A 17,361-nucleotide genomic window follows, 5' to 3' on the forward strand; every position below is an offset into this window, starting at 1 on the left:
AAGGGTGCTTTTAAAGATGCTTTTAAGGCTATAATAACGGCATAGTGTGACAGGAGAAAAGCTATGCCGTTTGAAATACTCACTTCCTCAGCCGCCAGTATTACCGAGCTAAAACGTGATCCGATGGGAACGTTCTCCGCCGGAGAAGGTGAAGCCGTGGCGATCCTTAACCGTAATGAACCGGCCTTTTATTGTGTTCCACCAGAGGTTTACGCCTATTTCCTGAGTCTTGCAGAAGACGTGGAACTAAACCGCATAATGGATGCGCGGCAGGGCGAAGAAAGGATAAGGCTGACGCTGGATGACTTATAAAATCGATTTTCTGAAGTCAGCCCTGAAAGAATGGAAGGCGCTGGCACCTCCCATTAAAGACCAGTTTAAAAAGAAACTCGCTGAGCGGCTCGAAAATCCTCATGTCGTTTCTGCCCGTTTATGTGGCCCAAAAACTAACCGTTATAAAATTAAATTGAAGAGCCTCGGCTACCGTCTGGTCTATCAGGTTGAGGATCAGGAAATCGTGGTAATTGTTGTCGCGATTGATAAACGTGAGGGCAATGAAGCCTATAAACTGGCAGAGAAGCGCTGAATACTGGCGTTTTTAAGGTAGTTCACAGGGATCTGTTGTGTGATTATCTTCCGTTCAGCGGGTATACTGTCCGACTCTTTATAAACCCACTTTCTCGCGTGCGAATCCAACATGCAAAAGTTTGATACCAAGACATTTCAGGGCCTGATCCTGACACTGCAAGATTATTGGGCGCAGCAGGGCTGCACCATTGTTCAACCGCTGGATATGGAAGTCGGTGCAGGCACCTCGCACCCGATGACCAGCCTGCGCGCACTTGGCCCTGAGCCTTTTGCGGCAGCCTATGTTCAGCCATCACGCCGTCCCACTGACGGCCGCTACGGCGAAAACCCGAACCGCCTTCAACACTATTATCAGTTCCAGGTGATGATCAAACCGTCACCGGAAAACATTCAGGAACTGTACCTCGGTTCCCTGAAAGAGCTGGGCCTTGATCCGCTTGTCCACGATATCCGCTTCGTTGAAGACAACTGGGAAAACCCGACGCTCGGCGCCTGGGGTCTTGGCTGGGAAGTGTGGCTGAACGGCATGGAAGTGACGCAGTTCACTTACTTCCAGCAGGTCGGCGGCCTGGAATGTAAACCGGTGACCGGCGAAATCACTTACGGTCTGGAGCGTCTGGCGATGTACATCCAGGGCGTGGACAGCGTTTACGATCTGGTCTGGAGCAACGGTCCGCTGGGCAAAACGACCTACGGCGACGTGTTCCACCAGAACGAAGTGGAGCAATCCACCTATAACTTTGAATACGCCGACGTCGATTTCCTGTTCACCTGTTTTGAACAGCACGAGAAAGAAGCGCAAACCCTGCTGGCGCTCGAAAAGCCGCTGGCACTGCCTGCTTACGAGCGCATTCTGAAAGCGGCCCATTGCTTCAACCTGCTCGACGCGCGTAAAGCGATTTCTGTGACTGAACGTCAGCGCTACATTCTGCGCATCCGTACCCTGACTAAAGCGGTAGCTGAAGCGTATTACGCTTCCCGCGAAGTGCTGGGCTTCCCGATGTGCAAAAAGAACGAGAAGTGAGAAACAGCCATGACTGAAAAAACTTTTCTGGTGGAAATCGGCACGGAAGAACTGCCACCGAAGGCCCTGCGTAGCCTTGCTGAATCTTTTGCCGCTAACCTGACTGCGGAGCTTGATGCGGCGAATCTGCCACACGGCGACGTTAAGTGGTTTGCTGCACCGCGCCGTCTGGCGCTGAAAGTCTCCGGTTTGCATGAATCACAGGCTGACCGCGAAGTTGAAAAACGTGGTCCCGCTGTGGCGCAGGCGTTTGACGCCGAAGGCAAACCAAGCAAAGCCGCTGAAGGCTGGGCTCGTGGTTGCGGCATCACCGTCGATCAGGCTGACCGTCTGGTCACCGACAAAGGCGAATGGCTGGTTTACCGTGCGCACGTCAAAGGCGAAAGCGCGCAACAACTGCTGCCGGCGATGATCGCGACCTCTCTGGCTAAACTGCCCATTCCTAAACTGATGCGCTGGGGCGATTCTGACGTGCAGTTTGTGCGTCCGGTTCACACCGTGACCCTGCTGTTAGGCGACGAACTGATCCCGGCGAAAATCCTGGGTATCGATTCTGCGCGTACCCTTCGCGGTCACCGCTTCATGGGCGAGCCTGAATTCACGATTGATAATGCCGATCAGTACCCGCAAATTCTGCTGGAACGCGGCAAAGTCATTGCGGATTACGAGCAGCGTAAAGCCATCATTAAACAGGATGCTGAGAAAGCGGCGAAAGAGATTGGCGGTATCGCCGATCTGAGCGAAAGCCTGCTGGAAGAAGTGGCTTCTCTGGTGGAATGGCCGGTGGTGCTGACCGCGAAATTCGAAGAGAAATTCCTGGCAGTTCCGGCGGAAGCGCTGGTTTACACCATGAAAGGCGACCAGAAGTATTTCCCGGTGTACGACGCCGCGGGCAAACTTCTGCCGAACTTCATCTTTGTCGCCAACATCGAATCGAAAGATCCGCAGCAAATCATTTCCGGTAACGAGAAAGTGGTTCGCCCGCGTCTGGCCGATGCCGAATTCTTCTTCAATACTGACCGCAAAAAACGTCTGGAAGATAACCTGCCGCGTCTGGAAACCGTATTGTTCCAGAAACAGCTGGGTACGCTGCGTGATAAAACCGACCGCATTCAGGCGCTGTCTGGCTGGATCGCTGAGAAAATCGGTGCCAACGTTGAGAACGCTAAACGCGCCGGCCTGCTGTCAAAATGCGACCTGATGACCAACATGGTCTTCGAGTTCACCGACACCCAAGGCGTAATGGGCATGCACTATGCGCGTCACGACGGCGAGCAGGAAGAAGTCGCCGTTGCGCTGAATGAACAGTATCAGCCACGCTTTGCGGGCGACGAGTTACCGGCATCGCTGGTGGCATGTGCGCTGGCTATCGCTGACAAGATGGACACCCTGGCCGGTATTTTCGGCATCGGTCAGCATCCGAAAGGCGATAAAGACCCGTTCGCACTGCGCCGTGCTGCGCTGGGCGTGCTGCGTATCATCGTTGAGAAAAACCTGTCTCTTGATCTGCAAACCCTGACCGAAGAAGCGGTGCGCCTGTACGGCGACAAGCTGACTAACGCCAAGGTTGTCGATGAGGTGGTTGATTTCATGCTCGGTCGTTTCCGCGCGTGGTATCAGGAAGAAGGTCACGCGGTCGATACCATTCAGGCCGTGCTGGCACGTCGTCCAACCAAACCGGCCGATTTCGATGCGCGTGTGAAAGCGGTGAGCTACTTCCGTACGCTGGATGAAGCGGCAACGCTGGCGGCGGCTAACAAACGTGTGTCGAACATTCTGGCGAAATCCACCGACGTTCTGCTGGATCACGTCCACGCCTCCGTGCTGAAAGAACCTGCTGAGCTGAAACTGGCGACGCATCTGGTGGTTCTGCGCGACAAACTGGAACCGCTGTTTGCTGCCGGTGAGTACAAAGAAGCGCTGGTGGAACTGGCTGCGCTGCGCGAAACCGTCGATACGTTCTTTGACACCGTGATGGTGATGGATGAGAACGAGGCGGTACGTATCAACCGCCTGACACTGCTGTCCAAGCTGCGTGAGCTGTTCCTGCAGGTCGCGGATATTTCGCTGCTTCAGTAAGTGAAGTTTTTGCTCCTCCCTCTGCGAAGGGGGAGGAGCAAGGCACCTTATCAGATGTCAATTTCTACGCTTTTTTAAAAAGCGTTATCCCCCCAATTGTTCTATCCTATATCCCGCATGGGATGCACAGCATCGGCAGGGAACTGGCCGGAAGAAGAACATTGAAATCAGGAGTCAGGACTCATGGCTGTAGGGATCAGAAGCGGTGTATTTTCTCGCTGGCTGGCGCCGTTTATCGCACTGCTGGTTGTTTTCCAGCTCACTGCCTGTGGCGATAAAGAACCGGAACAACGCAAAGCCTTTATCGATTATTTGCAAAATACCGTCATGCGCAGCGGGCAAAACCTGCCTTCGCTGAGTGAAGATCAGAAACAACGGTTTGGTAATTACGCGAATGACTACGGCATCATCCTGTCGTTCTCCCGCCAGATGAAAGGCGCTGTTGATGGCAGTCTGGTACCGGTGGTGAGCGCGATTGGTCAGGTGCGTACCCCGCAGGATTACATGACCCAGCGCAGCGCGTTACAACAGGCGGCCAGCACGCTGAGCATGCTGAATGCGCAGTTGCGTGATTCAAAAGTGAAAGCCGATACGGCGATGGCTGCCCTGAAACAACCGGATGACCTGAAAGCGGTTTATGGTCAGGTCTACAACACTGTGGTGACCCAGCCAGCTAACGTGCTGACTCCGCTGGTGCCGGCGCTGCAAAGCTTCACGCAGGATATCGTCTCCGTGGGTGATTTCCTGCAACAACAGGGCCCTCAGGTGGCATTCGCTAACGGCGGCGTGCAGTTCCCGACGCAGCAGCAGGCGACGCAGTACAACACCATGATGTCGAATCTGGTCGGCAAACAGCAGACATTGCTTCAGGCGCAGAAAGTCGCCCAGGGCGATTTCAGCAACTAAGCCAGTTTACGATGTGATGAACAGAAGCCACGCCTCAACGCGTGGCTTTTTTATGAGCGAAAACCAAACGCAATAACGTCAATCAGACGGCGGTCACAAAAATGAATAATAATATAAAAACATTTTTTGTGGTCTTGTTCACAAACAGGCTATTGCATTTATTCTAATTAATTGAAATAACCCACCATCGGTGTGATGCATGTCGGGTTTTATTATTGCGAACGCCATTTTTATAATGCTGATCACAAATCCCCGCCGGTTTGATTAAATCCCTTTCAGAGAATATGCTCGGGAATATAAATTCTCATCGATAAAAATAAGGATAAATAATGTCATCATTAATGGATTTTTTCGACAGTGAAAGTATTGCCATATATCCATCAGCGGAAGACTGGTCGCAGGCAATAGATTTATCGATGAGAAACCTGCTGCAAAGAAAATACATTACTGCGGATTATATTCAGTCAATAAAAGATACCACAACGGAAATCGGGCCTTATTATTTGCTCGCGCCCGGCATTGCCATGCCACATGCCAGACCGGAATGCGGTGCGTTAAAGACGGCGCTCAGTTTTACGCTGTTGCGAGAAGGCGTCAGCTTTGAAGCTGAAAGCCCGCCCGTTAGGCTGCTTATCGGATTAGCGGCAAAAGATTCTGATTCACATATTGAGGCGATTCAGGCGTTAAGTGAAATGCTTTGCGAAGATGAGGTTATTGATGAATTACTCAATGCAAATAACCCAGAGGAATTAATTAACATCATTCAGCGTTATTAGTTTTATCCTAACACTCAACAGGATTTTAATATGGCTAATAAATCAATGCGCGCCAGAGTGCAGGCTTTTGGCGGGTTTCTCACAGCGATGGTCATTCCCAATATAGGCGCGTTTATTGCCTGGGGTTTTATTACAGCATTTTTTATTCCCACCGGATGGACACCTAATTCGCATTTCGGGCAACTCGTTAGCCCTATGATCACCTATTTATTGCCTCTGATGATCGGGTCTACGGGTGGGCATCTTATTGGGGGAAAACGCGGTGCCGTGATGGGCGGTATCGGCACGATGGGCGTGATTGTCGGGGCGGATATTCCGATGTTTATCGGCGCGATGGTCATGGGGCCGCTGGGCGGTTATCTCATTAAAGTGGTCGATAAGGCGTTGGAGAAACGTATTCCGGCGGGCTTTGAGATGGTGATCAATAATTTCTCACTCGGCATTCTCGGCATGCTGCTTTGTTTGCTGGCGTATGAAGTGATCGGCCCGGCGGTAATGGAAGCCAATAATTTTGTGAAACAGGGCATTGAGGCGCTGGTGGCGACCGGTTACCTGCCGCTGCTGTCCGTGATTAATGAACCCGCCAAGGTGTTATTTCTGAATAACGCCATCGATCAGGGCGTTTACTATCCGCTGGGTATGCAGGACACCGCCGTCGCCGGAAAATCTATTTATTTCATGGTGGCCTCAAATCCCGGCCCCGGTCTGGGGATCCTCCTGGCATTTTCGCTGTTCGGCAAAGGGCTGAGTAAAAAATCTGCGCCCGGCGCGATGATCATTCATTTTCTCGGTGGTATTCACGAGCTGTATTTCCCGTATGTGCTGATGAAACCGCTGATGATTATCGCCATGATCGCGGGCGGCATGACCGGCATTTATGTTTTCGAACTCTTAGGCGCGGGGCTGGTGGCGGGGCCAAGTCCGGGTTCTATCTTTGCGTATCTGGCACTGACGCCACGCGGGGGCTTTATGGGAACCTGTGCGGGCGTGCTGGCCGGAACCGTGGTCTCTTTCGTCGTCGCCTCTGCCATTCTGAAACTGGACAAATCCCCTGCGGAGGACAGTTTTGCGGATTCTCAGGCCGCCAGCAAAAAGCGCAAAGCCGAAGGCAAAAGCGGGATGCAGCCTGTGGCGGCCAGTATCCGGTTAATCGCTTTTGTGTGTGATGCGGGAATGGGGTCGAGCGCGATGGGGGCGACGACTTTTCGCAAAAAGCTGCAAAAAGCCGGTTATGAAATCGAAGTGAAGCATTACTCCATCGAAAACATTCCGGCCGATGCCGACATCATTGTGACCCACGCCAGTCTTGAAGGCCGCGCTCAGCGTGTGACCGACCAGCCACTGATTCTGATTAAAAACTATCTCGGCGATCCGGCGCTCGATGCGTTGTTTGCCGATATCACTTCCCCGGTTCAGCAAGGAGCAACAGCATGAAAACCAAAGTCGCCGCCATTTACGGTAAAAAAGATGTGAGACTCCGTGAATTTGAACTGCCGGAAATCACCGATGACGAACTGCTGGTGAGCGTGGTGTCGGACAGCGTTTGCCTCTCGACTTACAAAGCCGCTTTGCTGGGCGGTGAACATAAACGCGTACCGGAAGATATCGCCGACCATCCGGCGGTAACGGGGCACGAATGCGCGGGCGTGATTGTGCAGGTGGGAAAAAATCTTACGAACCGGTTTGAAGCGGGAAAACGCTTCGTGCTGCAACCGGCGATGGGGCTGCCCAGCGGCTATTCCGCCGGTTACAGTTACGAAACCTTTGGCGGCAACGCGACGTACATGATCATCCCGAAACTGGCTATCGACCTGGGCTGTGTTCTGCCGTACGAAGGGCATTATTTCGCCGCCGCCTCGCTGGCTGAACCGATGTGCTGCATTATCGGCGCCTATCACGCCAGCTATCACACCACGCAATATGTGTATGAACATCAGATGGGCATCAAAGCGGGGGGAAATCTGGCGCTGCTGGCATGCGCGGGGCCGATGGGCATTGGTGCTATTGATTATGCGATCAACGGCGATGTGCGTCCGGCGCGGGTGGTGGTGGTGGATATCGACGAACAACGGCTGGCGCGCGCAGAGCAGCTTCTGCCGGTGGCGATGGCGGCAGAAAAAGGCATCGAGCTGGTGTATATCAACAGTAAAACGTTGTCTGATCCGGCTGCCATGTTGCGCGAAATGACGGGCGGCGCAGGTTTTGATGATGTCTTTGTTTTCGCGGCCGTGGCTGAAGTTATCGAACTGGGCGACGCGCTGCTGGGCGAGGACGGTTGCCTGAATTTCTTTGCCGGACCGACAGGCAAAAACTTCAACGTTCCCTTCAATTTCTACAACGCTCACTACGGTTCCACGCACATTGTCGGCACATCCGGCGGTTCGACCGGCGATATGGAAGAGGCGCTGGCACTGACGGCGGCCGGACGTATTCAGCCTTCTTATATGATTACGCACATCGGCGGCCTGGACGCTGTACCGGATACGGTGCTCAATCTGCCGCATATTCCCGGCGGTAAAAAGCTTATTTATAACGGTATTTCTCTGCCGCTGACCGCCATTGAAGATTTTGCAGAATTGGGCAAAACCGATCCGCTGTTTGCCCTGCTGGCGGAACGGGTAGCACCGACGCATGGCGTCTGGAATGAGCAGGCCGAGCAGGCGCTGCTGAACCATTTTGGTGTTTCCACCGGGCTGTAATATTATCGGTTCTCCTCATTACTGACGGTGTTTAAGGGAAGGATGACTGTATTAACTGAAGATCAGGTGCTGGAGAGGTTATCCGGCCAGACGAATCTCAATGATTTTCTGCATGCCGCGAATGCCATTTTACTCAGCGGTATAAAACAGTTCCTTCCCCACCTTTTTATCAATAATGACGAGGACATCCGCGAATTTGCCGTAAAGCCCTTACTCGCTAAATCAGGCCCGCTGGACAGTATTGATGTTTCCCTGAGGCTGATTTATGCCCTGGGGAAAATCAAAAAACCGGTCTATGCCGATATTTTGCTGTTTTCTCAGCTGGACGAGCACCTGAAAGCAGGGACAGAGATTGTGGAATTTCATGAAGAAACGGCTTATGAATTTCTCCAGAATTTGAGCTGCGTGACGGATAACACGCTGATGTTTCAGTCTGTCGAGAAAATGAAGTTTGCCAGTTTTGAAACCTTCAGTAAGGCGCGTTACGGCAATCTGATGAGGACGGCACTGTCTCTGGCAGTGACGGATTTACTCAAGGAACTGACTTATGAACGTGATGCTGACCATTAACGGACTGTCCACGCAGGCTTTTTTCCCCGACGAAGATATCGAACAACTACACCTTCCCCTTCTTCAACGTTTTTCTTCACAGCAGCGCCTGCTTAACCGCCCGCTGGTGGTGTTTCTGGTTGCGCCGCCCGGCACCGGCAAATCGACGCTTTCCGCATTCTGGCAAAAGCTTTCTCATGAAACGCCGGATTTAGTCCCTTTGCAGACCCTGCCGATGGACGGTTTCCATCATCGCAATGACTGGCTGGACGCACACAACTTGCGTCAGCGTAAAGGCGCACCACAGACGTTTGATGTGACCAAATTGCGGGACGCACTGATCGCTTTACGCGAGCCGGGAAGCCGCTGGCCGGAGTACAGCCGCACGCTGCATGAGCCGGTCGAAGGCGCGATCCATGTTACCGCGCCTGTTTTGGTCGTCGAGGGAAACTGGCTGCTGCTTGACGATGACGGCTGGCGGCAACTGACAGAAAATTGCGATCTGAGCGTCTTTATTCGTGCCAGTCCGGAAGTCCTGCGCGGTCGTCTTATTGAACGTAAAATCCGCGGTGGACTGACGCCTGCCCGGGCCGGTGATTTTTACGCTGCCACGGACGGACCCAATGTGGCGCGGGTTCTGAGGGATAGCCGTCAGGCAGATATCACGCTGCAAATGTCGGGCGATGGCGCGTTTCATTTTGAGTGATAGTGACGGCGGGATTTATAAAAAATGACAATTTTTAGCCTGCAAAGCCGGGAAAATTCCTCTACTTTTGAAGGCAACTGTCCGGTTTTCCCCGTATTTCACTTTAAGGATTTTTGATGAAACGTCAGACGATGACTCTGTTGGCTTCTCTGGTGCTGGCTCCGACGCTGGCTTTTGCTGCTGACAGCGCAACGGCAGATTTCACCCCGGCGCAACAGGAAGCCATTGGTAAAATTGCAGCAGATTACATGCTTCAGCATCCTGAAATTCTGGTGCAGGTCAGCCAGAAGTTGCAGGCACAGCAGGCGGATCAGCAGCAACAGGAAACCCTGAGTGCCGTTCTGGCAAATTCAAAAGCCCTGACTGAAGACCCTGCCACGCCGAGTTATGGCCCGAAAGATGCCAAAGTGGCCTTCGTAGAATTCTTCGATTACCAGTGCCTGTATTGCAGCCACATGGCACCGGTAGTCGAGCAAACGGTGAAAGCCAATCCGAACGTGCGTTTCGTCTTCAAAGAATGGCCAATCTTCGGTGACCGCTGGAAAGCGTCCATTACTGCGGCGGAAACCGGTATGGCTATCTGGAAAGAGAAGGGCGCGCAGGCGTACTTCGACTACCACAACAGCATTTATCGCACCGGCCATGACGAAGGTAAACTGACCGATGCCGATATCGCCGGTGCGGTGAAAGCGGCCAAAGCCACCCAGCCTACTGATGCGCAGCGTAAAGCCACGCATGAGGCGATAGCCTCCAATGACGAACTGGCCCGTACGCTGGGCTTCAGCGGTACACCCGGCTTTGTCGTGATGCCAACCAGCGGCGCAACGGCGGCGAACACCACCGTGCTTCCGGGTGCGGTTTCAGCCGAAGAATTGCAGGCTGCCATTGTTAAGGCGCAAGGCGGGAAGTAATTTTTTCGCTGCGAAAAACTCATTAAATAGCGGCGGGCTGGCAGACAGCTCGCTTTTTTTTCAGCACCCCATCCTGTAATTTTATTTCAAACTCTCCCCCGTAAACTCAATTCCGCATCCACCTGACACGTCTGAACGGTTTTTAAGCGAAATAAGCAAGGTTATCGAAAAATACTTTGTGATGAATATCACGTTTTTATGATAAAGACTCGTTAATAAAAAGTGACTTTCATCACGTTTTTATACGTATCAAGCTCAAATTATCGTCTGTGTAGCCGGATTACAGGGGTGTTTTGTGATCGCGATCACCAAAATACAGGGGGTAGTGGTCGTATACGTGTGATCTCTGTCACGGGCTGTGGGGTGGCTACGCGAGGCCTATAATCACGTGGTAGAGTCCGCCTCGCAGACAGCAATTCGACGGACGGATTTTTAAAGCAGTGGCAGAAAAACCGAAATAACCGTCACCGATAATTAACTGATATCACGCGCTCTATTGTCAGCGCGTATCAATAGGGGTGCGTTTTATGTTTTCACCAGACGTTAAGATCAAGGTTCAAAACTTTGGTCGCTTCCTGAGTAACATGGTAATGCCCAACATCGGCGCGTTTATCGCGTGGGGTATCATTACTGCTCTGTTCATTCCTACCGGCTGGATCCCTAATGAAACATTAGCGAAGCTGGTGGGCCCGATGATCACTTATCTCCTCCCGTTGCTCATCGGTTTCACCGGTGGTCGTCTGGTCGGTGGTGATCGCGGTGGTGTGGTCGGCGCAATCACCGTTATGGGTGTTATCGTCGGTGCGGATATGCCAATGTTCCTCGGCGCAATGATTGCAGGTCCGCTGGGTGGCTGGGCAATCAAGCGTTTCGACCGCTGGGTTGACGGTAAAATCAAAAGCGGCTTCGAGATGTTGGTTAACAACTTCTCCGCCGGGATTATCGGTATGCTGCTGGCGATCCTCGCCTTCCTGGCTATCGGTCCGCTGGTAGAAGCGCTGTCTAAAGTGCTGGCTGCAGGCGTGCACATCATGGTTATTCATAACCTGTTGCCGCTGGCCTCTATCTTTGTTGAACCGGCGAAAATCCTGTTCCTCAACAACGCCATCAACCACGGTATCTTCTCTCCTCTGGGTATCCAGCAGGCGACTGAAACCGGTAAATCAATCTTCTTCCTGATCGAAGCGAACCCGGGTCCGGGTATGGGCGTCCTGATGGCGTACATGTTCTTCGGTCGTGGCAGCGCTAAGCAATCTGCCGGCGGCGCGGCAATCATCCACTTCCTGGGGGGTATCCACGAAATTTACTTCCCGTACGTTCTGATGAACCCGCGTCTGTTACTGGCGGTTATTCTGGGCGGTATGACTGGCGTGTTCACCCTGACTATGCTGAACGGCGGTCTGGTGTCTCCGGCTTCTCCGGGGTCAATCCTGGCCGTGCTGGCGATGACGCCAAAAGGTGCGTACTTCGCTAACATCGCTGCTATCGTGGCTGCGTTTGCGGTGTCCTTCGTGATTTCTTCCTTCTTGCTCAAAACCACCAAGGCGAAAGAAGGTGATGATCTGGAAGACGCAACCCGTCGCGTTCAGGACATGAAAGCCGAATCTAAAGGCGGTAAAGCAGGCGCGACTGGCGTTGCTGGCGACCTGTCTACCGTGCGCAAAATCATCGTTGCCTGTGATGCCGGTATGGGTTCCAGCGCAATGGGTGCCGGTGTTCTGCGCAAAAAAGTGCAGGATGCAGGGCTGACCAATATCAGCGTAACCAACAGCGCGATCAACAATCTGCCTGACGATGTGGACCTGGTGATTACGCACCGTGACCTGACTGAACGTGCGATGCGCCAGGTGCCACATGCACAGCACATCTCGCTGACTAACTTCCTCGACAGCGGCCTGTACACTGACCTGACTTCCCGTCTGGTGGAAGTGAACAAAAGCAGCCAGTACAAAGAGAAAGTGACCACCACGTTGGGCGACAGCATCGTGTCCGACAGTGAAAACGAAAACCTGTTCCGCATCAGCGAAAGCAACATCTTCCTGGGCCTGCACGCAGCAACGAAAGAAGACGCCATTCGTTTTGCAGGTGAACAACTGGTTAAAGGCGGTTACGTTCAGGCAGAATATGTCGATGCGATGCTGGCGCGTGAAAAACTGACGTCCACGTATCTGGGCGAGTCAATCGCGGTACCACACGGTACAATCGAAGCGAAAGATCGCGTACTGAAAACCGGTATCGTGTTCTGTCAGTATCCGGCGGGCATCCGCTGGGGTGAAGACGAAGATGATTCAGCGCGTCTGGTGGTGGGTATCGCCGCACGCAACAACGAACACATCAACGTGATCACCAAGCTGACGACTGCGCTTGACGAAGACGGTGTTATCGAACGTCTGGCGAACACCACCAGCGTTGAAGAAGTTCTGACGATTCTTCGCGGTTAATCAGTAGAGCGTTACTAAGCGGGTCTTGATATCGAGACCCGCTTGTTGATTCGGAGCCGGGCGGCTCCCAGCTTTACCAAAAGCTTTTTACCAGAAAGTATGGCCCCCGATTTGAAGGAAATATTATGAAAGCATTACATTTTGGCGCAGGTAACATTGGTCGCGGTTTTATCGGTAAATTACTTGCTGATGCCGGGGCTGAACTGACATTTGCCGATGTCAGCCCTGCTTTACTGGATGCACTGAACAGCCGCAAAGGCTACAACGTGCACGTTGTCGGTGAACAGGCCACCGTTGAGCCTGTCAGCAATGTGAATGCCGTGAACAGCGCCGGTCAGGATGCCATCAACCTGATTGCCGAAGTCGATTTAGTGACCACCGCCGTTGGCCCGACCGTGCTCGAAAAAATCGCACCGAACGTGGCGAAAGGTCTGGTGCTGCGTCATCAGCAGGGCAACGAAAAGCCACTGAATATTATCGCCTGTGAAAACATGGTGCGGGGCACCAGCCAGTTCAAACAGCATGTATTCAACGCGCTGCCGGAAGATGAAAAAGCCTGGGTTGAAGCGCATATCGGCTTTGTCGATTCCGCCGTAGACCGCATCGTGCCACCGGCAGCCGCCGGTTCGACCGATCCGCTGGAAGTCACCGTTGAAACTTTCAGCGAGTGGATTGTGGACAAAACCCAGTTCAAAGGGGAGTTGCCGCAAATCGCCGGTATGGAGCTGACGGATAATCTGATGGCCTTCGTCGAGCGTAAACTGTTCACCCTGAACACCGGTCATGCGATCACTGCGTATCTCGGTCAGCAGGCAGGCCACGCGACGATTCGTGATGCGATCCTCGATGAGAAAGTGCGTCTGGTGGTTCGTGGTGCGATGGAAGAAAGTGGTGAAGTCCTGATCCGCCGTTACGGCTTTGATCCGGAAAAACATTCTGCGTACATCGAAAAAATTCTGTCTCGTTTTGAAAATCCGTACCTGCATGACGATGTTGAACGCGTTGGCCGTCAGCCACTGCGTAAACTGAGCGCAGGCGACCGGCTGATTAAACCGTTGCTGGGCACGCAGGAATACCGCCTGCCGAACGACAATCTGGTCAGAGGGATTGCGGCCGCGATGCATTATCGCAGCGAGCAAGACCCGCAAGCTAAAGAACTGGTAGAGTTGCTGGAGAAAGTAGGGCCAAAAGCCGCCCTCGCCCAGATTTCAGGTCTGCCGGAAGATGGCGAAGTTGTGGCGAAAGCCGTCGCTCTCTACGAATCGATGCACTAATACTGCGTTTATTTTGATTTCGCCAACACCAGGCAAAGAAAGCCCTGTCGGGCAGGATGTTTCTGCCCGACATGCGCGCATCATGGATGACGCCAGGGGCGCTGTCAGCATCGGCACTTTACTGCAAGTAAGCCCTATGGAAAAAGCTCAGGCGTTTGAAAACCGGGTTCTTGAAAAGCTCAATGCGGGTAAAACCGTGCGCAGCTTTTTGATGACCGCCGTGGAATTGCTGGCCGAAGCGCTGGATATTCTGGTGGTGCAGGTTTTCCGCAAAGACGATTACGCAGTGAAATATGCCGTCGAACCGTTACTGACCGGTACCGGCCCGCTCGGTGATTTATCGGTGCGTCTCAAACTGATTTACGCGCTGGGAGTGATCAGCCGTCATGAATATGAAGACGCCGAATTACTGATGGCGCTGCGGGAAGAACTGAATTACGACGGCGAAGAGTATCGTTTTACCGACGATGAAATTCTTGGCCCGTTTGGTGAATTACATTGCGTGACGGAGCTTCCGCCCGCACCAACCTTCCTCAAACCCGGTGAAGCCGACGAATCGCTGATCGCCATGCAACGTCAGCGCTACCAGCAAATCGTCCGCTCCACGATGGTCCTTTCCGTGACCGGGCTGATCGCCCATATCAGCAATCAGCAGCCCTCAAGACTTTCTCCGGTGCAAAAATAACGTTACGCCAGTACGTGGCGCACTTCGCCGACCAGCAGCCACAGCGCGGTTAACGCCATCATGCCGCCCATAATCGTATTGAACAGTTTCAGCTTCCATTCCACGCGTAAAGCCTGACGTAATCTGTCACCCATCACCACCCAGACCAGTATGCACGGCAGGTTGATCAGCGCGAATCCGACGCAAATCAGCAGCGTGTGATGCAGCATATTGCCGTCCGGTGGCGTAAACAGGATCGCGACGTTAGTCGCCATCAGCCAGGCTTTCGGGTTAACGGCCTGAAACAGTGCACCGCTGAACAGATTCATCGGCTGCTGTTTTTCGCCTTCTTTTGGCGTGCCGGAACGGTAGATTTTCCACGACAGCCAGAAAAGATAGGTACAGCCGATCACCGCCATCGGCAGGCGCACCACGTTCATCCAGCTGAGTAAAATCGCCAGCATCGAGGTCATCAGCGCGCACTGCACCACGCAGCCGAGCGTGATCCCCAGCATCATCGGCACGCTGCGGCGCAGCCCGAAATTGACGCCGGAAGCAGCGAGCAACAGATTGTTCGGACCGGGCGTAATCGACATCACGGTGACATAACTGACAAAAGCGGTATCTATCATTTTCGTTTTCCTGCATCCCCTGTTTTCCAGAGAACCAGAATAATCAGAGTCAGTCGAAGGTAACAGAACCAAAAATACGCTATTGTCATGGTTACAGATTGCGTAATAAAAAACTGTACCCATCACTTTTCACGGAACTGACACCATGACTGACACTGCGGATCTCACTGACACCCGATATAACCAGCTGGCGGAACAACTGGCGGATGCCATCCGGCGGGGCACGCTCGCGCCCGGCAGCCGTTTGCCCTCGGTACGGCGCAGCGCACAAACCTGGTCAGTCAGTATTAATACCGTGGTGGCAGCGTACCGGCGGCTGGAAGATCGCGGTTTTATTGAGGCGCGTCCGCAGTCCGGTTTTTATGTGCGTGCCGCATTGCCCGCGCTGGAACATCAGCCGCCGCTGGAACAACCTCAGACGCCAGCCGCCGAACCGGCAGACGAAGTACTGGATCTGATCGACACCGTTTTTGCCTCGCAAACCGACCCGGCGTATACCAATCTTTCGCTGGCGTGTCCGCAGTCCAATGACTTTTATCCGAGCGGAAAACTCGGGCGCATTATGTCGTCCCTGTTGCGCCGTCAGCCGGACTTGATCGGGAAATATGCTTTGCCGCCGGGGCATCCGGCGCTGCGACAGCAAATCGCCCGCCGCGCGCTGGCGCTGGGCATGATTTTAGAACCGACCGACATTACGATTACGCACGGTTGTATGGAAGCGTTACAGCTGGCGCTGCGCGTGACCACCAAACCGGGCGACAGCGTCGGGCTGGAAACGCCGACCTATTTTTATCTGCTGCCAATGCTGGCGAGCCTCGGGCTGAAAGCGGTGGAAATCCCGACCGATCCGCAAACCGGTTTATCGCTGGATGTGCTGGAAATGCTGCTCAGCGAGAAGCGCCTGAATGCGGTTATCGCCATGCCAACGGCGCAAAATCCGCTGGGCTTCACCATGCCGCTGGCCGCCAAAAAACGGCTGGCGCGGTTGATGAACGTTCATCAGGTCCCGCTGATTGAAGATGGCCTTTATGCGGAAATCCAGTTCGGTACGACGTTGTCTCCGGCGGTGAAATCGTTTGATACCGATGGCTGGATCCTGTTCTGCACCAGTTTCACTAAAACGCTGGCACCCGATTTTCGTATCGGCTGGGTAGAAGGCGGCCGCTTTGCCGATAAGCTGCATAAACTCAAAGCGGTGTCGTCGATGGCAGAATCTGCCTTACTTTCCCAAACGCTGACGGTGTTTCTGGAATCGGGTGGCTATGACCATCATCTGCGGGCTTTGCGTAAGCGTTACGCGTCGCAGGTCGAGCAGGCACGTGCGCTGATCGCCCGCCATTTCCCGCAGGGAACGCGCGCCACGCAACCTGCGGGAGGCTTTGTGATTTGGGTCGATTTTCCGCCGGGCGTGGATTGTGTCACGCTGTTTAAGCAGTTGCTGAAAGATAAAATTTGTATGACGCCGGGACAGTTATATTCGCCGAGTGGCCGCTACAGTAACGGCCTGCGTTTATCGTGCTGCTATGTTTTTGATACCCGCTATATATCGGCGATGATCCGCATCGGCGAGCGGGCGTGCGAGATGTGTGGCTTGCCGCCCGGGCTGGCAGAAACGCAGGAGCAAGCTGAAGAATCGCGCACTTCCTGATACACTGATGTTTATTATTCCCAATTTACAGTTATGCCCGCTGCGGCATGAACGGATCTGAAACCATGAAAGAAGTCGAAAAAGCCGAGATCAAGCGTCTCAGCGACATGCTGGATGCACTGAATCACAAAGATGCGAGCGTTATTCAGGCAGGTAACGCTGAACTGATCGACAAGCACGAAGAAGAAAAAGAAAAACTGGCCGCTGAGATCGCGCGTCTCAAAGAAGTGCGTGTGAAAAAGCTCAGCACCGAAGCGCAAAAACTGGAAAAGCTGTTCAGCCGTGAAATCACCAAGAAAGAACAGGCTGATATGGGCACGCTGAAGAAAACCGTGCGCGGTATCGTGGTGGTTCACCCGATGACCGCACTGGGCCGCGAAATGGGCCTGAAAGTCGTCACCGGTTTCGCTAAGAAAGAATTCTGATGAAATACTCCCGGGGGTGAAGTTTTGCCCTGCTCCTCC

Annotated in this window: 17 protein-coding genes; 16 read left to right on the plus strand and 1 reads right to left on the minus strand. The window is 53.3% G+C overall.

All coding sequences use genetic code 11. The features are described from left to right. Positions 1-63 precede the first annotated feature (63 nt). The 14 genes from GW579_RS17635 (at position 64) to GW579_RS17700 (ending at position 14,638) form a co-directional block, all read left to right on the plus strand. On the plus strand, positions 64-312 hold the full coding sequence (locus tag GW579_RS17635) for a type II toxin-antitoxin system Phd/YefM family antitoxin (protein ID WP_152323719.1): 249 nt from the start codon (positions 64-66) through the stop codon (positions 310-312). Then, positions 302-586, plus strand: a complete 285-nt coding sequence (locus tag GW579_RS17640) for a type II toxin-antitoxin system RelE family toxin (RefSeq protein ID WP_152323718.1) — start codon at positions 302-304, stop codon at positions 584-586. Before GW579_RS17635 ends, GW579_RS17640 begins: the two co-directional genes overlap by 11 nt. 111 nt (positions 587-697) lie before the next feature. After that, positions 698-1,612, plus strand: a complete 915-nt coding sequence (gene glyQ, locus GW579_RS17645) for a glycine--tRNA ligase subunit alpha (protein WP_152323717.1) — start codon at positions 698-700, stop codon at positions 1,610-1,612. Between the two features lie 9 nt (positions 1,613-1,621). After that, positions 1,622-3,691 (plus strand): glycine--tRNA ligase subunit beta, encoded by a 2,070-nt coding sequence (gene glyS / locus GW579_RS17650; RefSeq protein WP_165060699.1) that lies wholly within the window; start codon positions 1,622-1,624, stop codon positions 3,689-3,691. Positions 3,692-3,874: 183 nt separating this feature from the next. Then, positions 3,875-4,597 carry a DUF3053 domain-containing protein gene (locus GW579_RS17655; RefSeq protein WP_152323715.1) on the plus strand — a complete coding sequence of 241 codons (723 nt, stop codon included), beginning with the start codon at positions 3,875-3,877 and terminating at the stop codon, positions 4,595-4,597. Positions 4,598-4,926: 329 nt separating this feature from the next. Beyond that, the gene (gene cmtB, locus GW579_RS17660; RefSeq protein ID WP_152323714.1) at positions 4,927-5,373 is read left to right on the plus strand and encodes a PTS mannitol transporter subunit IIA; all 447 of its coding nucleotides are present in this window, start codon (positions 4,927-4,929) and stop codon (positions 5,371-5,373) included. Positions 5,374-5,403: 30 nt separating this feature from the next. Further along, complete coding sequence (locus GW579_RS17665; protein WP_165060702.1) at positions 5,404-6,807, plus strand: PTS mannitol transporter subunit IIBC; 1,404 nt, start codon at positions 5,404-5,406, stop codon at positions 6,805-6,807. Further along, the gene (locus GW579_RS17670) at positions 6,804-8,072 is read left to right on the plus strand and encodes a zinc-binding dehydrogenase (protein WP_165060705.1); all 1,269 of its coding nucleotides are present in this window, start codon (positions 6,804-6,806) and stop codon (positions 8,070-8,072) included. Before GW579_RS17665 ends, GW579_RS17670 begins: the two co-directional genes overlap by 4 nt. A gap of 42 nt (positions 8,073-8,114) precedes the next feature. Next, complete coding sequence (locus tag GW579_RS17675; protein ID WP_152323711.1) at positions 8,115-8,642, plus strand: MltR family transcriptional regulator; 528 nt, start codon at positions 8,115-8,117, stop codon at positions 8,640-8,642. After that, the gene (locus GW579_RS17680) at positions 8,620-9,327 is read left to right on the plus strand and encodes a nucleoside/nucleotide kinase family protein (protein ID WP_152323710.1); all 708 of its coding nucleotides are present in this window, start codon (positions 8,620-8,622) and stop codon (positions 9,325-9,327) included. Before GW579_RS17675 ends, GW579_RS17680 begins: the two co-directional genes overlap by 23 nt. A 116-nt stretch (positions 9,328-9,443) precedes the next feature. Further along, entirely contained in the window at positions 9,444-10,238 is a 795-nt protein-coding gene (locus GW579_RS17685; protein ID WP_165060708.1) for a DsbA family protein, read from the plus strand. Between the two features lie 527 nt (positions 10,239-10,765). Next, positions 10,766-12,679: a PTS mannitol transporter subunit IICBA gene (locus GW579_RS17690; RefSeq protein ID WP_152323708.1), complete on the plus strand. Its 1,914-nt coding sequence runs from the start codon at positions 10,766-10,768 to the stop codon at positions 12,677-12,679. Between the two features lie 125 nt (positions 12,680-12,804). Beyond that, complete coding sequence (locus tag GW579_RS17695) at positions 12,805-13,953, plus strand: mannitol-1-phosphate 5-dehydrogenase (protein WP_152323707.1); 1,149 nt, start codon at positions 12,805-12,807, stop codon at positions 13,951-13,953. Between the two features lie 136 nt (positions 13,954-14,089). Continuing rightward, a complete protein-coding gene (locus GW579_RS17700) occupies positions 14,090-14,638 on the plus strand; it encodes an MltR family transcriptional regulator (protein WP_014411435.1) in 549 nt (182 codons plus the stop codon). Positions 14,639-14,640: 2 nt separating this feature from the next. On the opposite strand, the gene GW579_RS17705 is transcribed toward GW579_RS17700, so the two are convergent. After that, positions 14,641-15,249 (minus strand): LysE family translocator, encoded by a 609-nt coding sequence (locus GW579_RS17705; protein ID WP_152323706.1) that lies wholly within the window; start codon positions 15,247-15,249, stop codon positions 14,641-14,643. 145 nt (positions 15,250-15,394) lie between these two features. Between GW579_RS17705 and GW579_RS17710 the strand changes: the two genes are divergently transcribed. Then, positions 15,395-16,897, plus strand: a complete 1,503-nt coding sequence (locus GW579_RS17710; RefSeq protein WP_152323705.1) for an aminotransferase-like domain-containing protein — start codon at positions 15,395-15,397, stop codon at positions 16,895-16,897. Between the two features lie 65 nt (positions 16,898-16,962). Beyond that, positions 16,963-17,322, plus strand: a complete 360-nt coding sequence (locus tag GW579_RS17715) for a YibL family ribosome-associated protein (protein WP_152323704.1) — start codon at positions 16,963-16,965, stop codon at positions 17,320-17,322. The last annotated feature ends 39 nt before the right edge of the window (positions 17,323-17,361 follow it).

This window comes from Rahnella contaminans (genome assembly GCF_011065485.1).
In the GTDB taxonomy this organism is placed as follows: Bacteria; Pseudomonadota; Gammaproteobacteria; order Enterobacterales; family Enterobacteriaceae; genus Rahnella; species Rahnella contaminans.

Excerpts from the sequence above, each read along its gene's own strand:
- GW579_RS17635 (WP_152323719.1), top strand. The coding sequence starts at position 64 with ATGCCGTTTGAAATACTCACTTCCTCAGCCGCCAGTATTACCGAGCTA.
- GW579_RS17640 (WP_152323718.1), top strand. The coding sequence starts at position 302 with ATGACTTATAAAATCGATTTTCTGAAGTCAGCCCTGAAAGAATGGAAG.
- glyQ (WP_152323717.1), top strand. The coding sequence starts at position 698 with ATGCAAAAGTTTGATACCAAGACATTTCAGGGCCTGATCCTGACACTG.
- glyS (WP_165060699.1), top strand. The coding sequence starts at position 1,622 with ATGACTGAAAAAACTTTTCTGGTGGAAATCGGCACGGAAGAACTGCCA.
- GW579_RS17655 (WP_152323715.1), top strand. The coding sequence starts at position 3,875 with ATGGCTGTAGGGATCAGAAGCGGTGTATTTTCTCGCTGGCTGGCGCCG.
- cmtB (WP_152323714.1), top strand. The coding sequence starts at position 4,927 with ATGTCATCATTAATGGATTTTTTCGACAGTGAAAGTATTGCCATATAT.
- GW579_RS17665 (WP_165060702.1), top strand. The coding sequence starts at position 5,404 with ATGGCTAATAAATCAATGCGCGCCAGAGTGCAGGCTTTTGGCGGGTTT.
- GW579_RS17670 (WP_165060705.1), top strand. The coding sequence starts at position 6,804 with ATGAAAACCAAAGTCGCCGCCATTTACGGTAAAAAAGATGTGAGACTC.
- GW579_RS17675 (WP_152323711.1), top strand. The coding sequence starts at position 8,115 with ATGACTGTATTAACTGAAGATCAGGTGCTGGAGAGGTTATCCGGCCAG.
- GW579_RS17680 (WP_152323710.1), top strand. The coding sequence starts at position 8,620 with ATGAACGTGATGCTGACCATTAACGGACTGTCCACGCAGGCTTTTTTC.
- GW579_RS17685 (WP_165060708.1), top strand. The coding sequence starts at position 9,444 with ATGAAACGTCAGACGATGACTCTGTTGGCTTCTCTGGTGCTGGCTCCG.
- GW579_RS17690 (WP_152323708.1), top strand. The coding sequence starts at position 10,766 with ATGTTTTCACCAGACGTTAAGATCAAGGTTCAAAACTTTGGTCGCTTC.
- GW579_RS17695 (WP_152323707.1), top strand. The coding sequence starts at position 12,805 with ATGAAAGCATTACATTTTGGCGCAGGTAACATTGGTCGCGGTTTTATC.
- GW579_RS17700 (WP_014411435.1), top strand. The coding sequence starts at position 14,090 with ATGGAAAAAGCTCAGGCGTTTGAAAACCGGGTTCTTGAAAAGCTCAAT.
- GW579_RS17705 (WP_152323706.1), bottom strand. The coding sequence starts at position 15,249 with ATGATAGATACCGCTTTTGTCAGTTATGTCACCGTGATGTCGATTACG.
- GW579_RS17710 (WP_152323705.1), top strand. The coding sequence starts at position 15,395 with ATGACTGACACTGCGGATCTCACTGACACCCGATATAACCAGCTGGCG.
- GW579_RS17715 (WP_152323704.1), top strand. The coding sequence starts at position 16,963 with ATGAAAGAAGTCGAAAAAGCCGAGATCAAGCGTCTCAGCGACATGCTG.